Origin of the sequence: Streptococcus danieliae, assembly GCF_025447695.1 — a bacterium.
Taxonomy (GTDB): domain Bacteria; phylum Bacillota; class Bacilli; order Lactobacillales; family Streptococcaceae; genus Streptococcus; species Streptococcus danieliae.
Genome location: NZ_JAOBSU010000156.1, coordinates 1 through 2,500, shown reverse-complemented (window position 1 = coordinate 2,500; position 2,500 = coordinate 1). Strand labels below are relative to the sequence as shown.

At 44.9% G+C, this 2,500-nt stretch carries 2 protein-coding genes, 1 tRNA gene and 1 pseudogene; 1 reads left to right on the top strand and 3 read right to left on the bottom strand.

The features are described from left to right. Positions 1-283 precede the first annotated feature (283 nt). On the top strand, positions 284-1,312 hold the full coding sequence (locus N4310_RS08175; protein ID WP_262092783.1) for a hypothetical protein: 1,029 nt from the start codon (positions 284-286) through the stop codon (positions 1,310-1,312). Positions 1,313-1,357: 45 nt separating this feature from the next. On the opposite strand, the gene N4310_RS08170 is transcribed toward N4310_RS08175, so the two are convergent. From N4310_RS08170 to N4310_RS08160, 3 genes and pseudogenes are all read right to left on the bottom strand, one after another. Continuing rightward, a tRNA-Thr gene (locus N4310_RS08170) sits at positions 1,358-1,430 on the bottom strand. A gap of 70 nt (positions 1,431-1,500) precedes the next feature. Further along, a complete protein-coding gene (locus N4310_RS08165; RefSeq protein ID WP_262092782.1) occupies positions 1,501-2,022 on the bottom strand; it encodes a ferredoxin reductase domain-containing protein in 522 nt (173 codons plus the stop codon). Beyond that, positions 1,955-2,500 (bottom strand): annotated as a pseudogene (locus tag N4310_RS08160) (hypothetical protein); the annotation flags it as partial. The pseudogene N4310_RS08160 and the gene N4310_RS08165, both read right to left, overlap by 68 nt.

Genomic DNA, 2,500 nt, shown 5'->3' with positions numbered 1-2,500 from the left:
TATTTTTATGAAATTGATGAGGAGGAGTCAGGATCCTGACATTATTTTCAAAAAGAATAAGCAACGGGAATGATTCTTGACGGGGTCCTTCTTGAATTTTTAATTAAAAAACAGTATAATAAGACTATAATCATTATTCTAATATAAATAAGTCGAAATTCTCTATGTAGTTAGGAAGGGGAATTCTTATACTCCTTGAAAATATCCCTCTTATGGCAAAAAATTCCATTAGATGCCTATTTCCATCGAGTATCGCCAGCCAATAATTAGAAAGGAGTTCACAATGGAATTTAAAAAAGTTTTGTTGGATTCCCTTGAGTCGGTTTATACAGTCTGTCATCTCCAACATCCAGATGGAGAATATGTATTGGCCGCTTCGGAAGGAAAAGACGGGGCTTGTTTTGCCTATGATGTGCGAAATCAGTTTCAAAAACAGCTTGTTTGGCAAGGGCCGGGTGGGACAAGGTCAATTATCCAGGTTCCCGGAAGTCTCGATTTTGTAGCCACCCAGGAATTTTATCCGGATTATGATGCCGCCCATTGCCGTCTGGTCTATGGGCGTTTTGAAAATGGGTCCTGGCTGATTCAACCCATGCAGGACTTTCCCTATCTGCACCGTTTTGACTTGATTGCTGCAAAAGAGGGGCAAGGTGTCCATTTTGTGGGGCTTTCGATTGCCAATTCCAAGTTATTTCCAGAGGACTGGTTGGACCGGGGCAAGGTCTATGTCGGGCACTTGGATAGGGAGAGTCAGCAGTTGGAGGCCGTTGAGGAACTGCCCTTGCGATTATTGAAATTGCACGGTTACTTCCCAGCCCACCAAGAAGGCTATTCCTTCATCAGTGCTGTCGAAGGTGTTTTTAAACTCCATATTCCTGAGCGTCTCGGAGCTCCTTGGTCTGTGGAGCAGGTCTATGATCAGGAAATTAGTGACTTGGTTGAGGTTAACTGGTCTGGTTCGGAAGCCAAAGACAAGGCCTTGATTCTTGGTTTTCAAGGGGATCGCTTCCAGGTCTTAAATGCCCTTTTCCAACAAGAAATCTACCGCTTTCCTGAGGCCACTCCTTTTGTCCAAGCCCTTTGGGCGGGATCTTTAGCAGGTCGAGCTAGTGTCCTTTTGGGTTATCGTGAAGGGCGAGCAGAGTTGTTACTCCTGCAAATGCAGGAGCAGGAGGTTGTGACCTACCGAGTTGCTGAGCAGGTCGGAGCGACTAGTGTGCTGGCTTTTAACTACGAGGGACAGGATTATATTTTATCCGCTAACCGTACGCAAAACCAGCTGGTCTGCTACCAAGTTGTCAAAAAAGACTAGCGGAAATAAACAAAAAAACTCGGATTAAATCCGAGTTTTTGAATATGCTAATTGCCGGGATTGAACCGGCGACCTCATCCTTACCATGGATGCGCTCTGCCAACTGAGCTAAATCAGCAATTTACCTACTTAGTATACAAGATGACCAAGTAGGTGTCAATAGTTTTTTTGAAAAAACTTTGAAAAAATTAACGGAACTTGAATCCTTCGTAGACCAAGTCAAGTTTTGGATTGATTTTATGGATCTGTTTGCTGAGGGCAGCCATCATGGGTTGGGGGCCACACATAAAGACTGTACCAGCTTCAGGAAGATTTTCTTCCTGGAAGTTGAGGTAACCATCAACCTGGCTATTGACAAGGTGGAGGTTGAAGTTAGGCTTTTGCGCTGCTTCTGCTTGGAGCAGTTCCAGATGAACAGCGTTTTCTTCACCAGTGTAGGCATAGCAGAGGTCAATTTCTACCTGGGGTTGTTGGGCTTGGCGTAGGCCTGCCAAAAAGGGAGTTAGGCCAATTCCACCGGCAATCCAAACTTGACGCTCAGCTCCTTGGTTGAGGAGCATGTGGCCATAGGCCCGGTCGAGGCCAACCTTGTGTCCAACTTTGAGATTGTGGTAGAGGTTGGCGGTGTGGTCACCAGAGTTTTTAATGGTAAACTGGATTGCTTTTCCTTGTCTGCCTGAGATGGAGAAGGGGTGAGTCTTTTTTTTCAAAGCCGTCTTCGCGGACTTGGAGAAAGGCAAATTGGCCAGCTTCGAAGGGGAAGTCCTTTTGCAATTGTAGAGTTAGCTCGATGGTATCATGGTTTAGTTTTTCAATCATTGTCACTTTACCAAAATGAGAAAAACCAAAGGTTGGGTAATAAACAATAGTGTAGAGAGCTGATCCAATACCAATGAGGGCAAAAAGACCGGTGATTACTCCGAGAGGTGTCCAAGTAAAGAGAGCGCGACCCATGATCGTGTAGGTATGGAGAAGTCCAAAGAGGTAGGCTGGGAAAACCAGGCGATGAATCCAGCACCAGGTTTCATAGGGGAGTTTGGTTCCCAAAAAGGCGACTAGGATAAGGGTCAAAAAGAGTCCCAAACTGATATCGCCCATTTGGGCAGCCAAGTTATAGTCATTTGAAACAAGAACAAGACAACAAAGCATCCAGAAAATTGTCATAACTGGGCAATACTTTTCTGAGGT

Bases quoted from the DNA above. Each gene is read 5' to 3' on its own strand.
- N4310_RS08175 (WP_262092783.1), top strand. From the start codon at position 284: ATGGAATTTAAAAAAGTTTTGTTGGATTCCCTTGAGTCGGTTTATACA.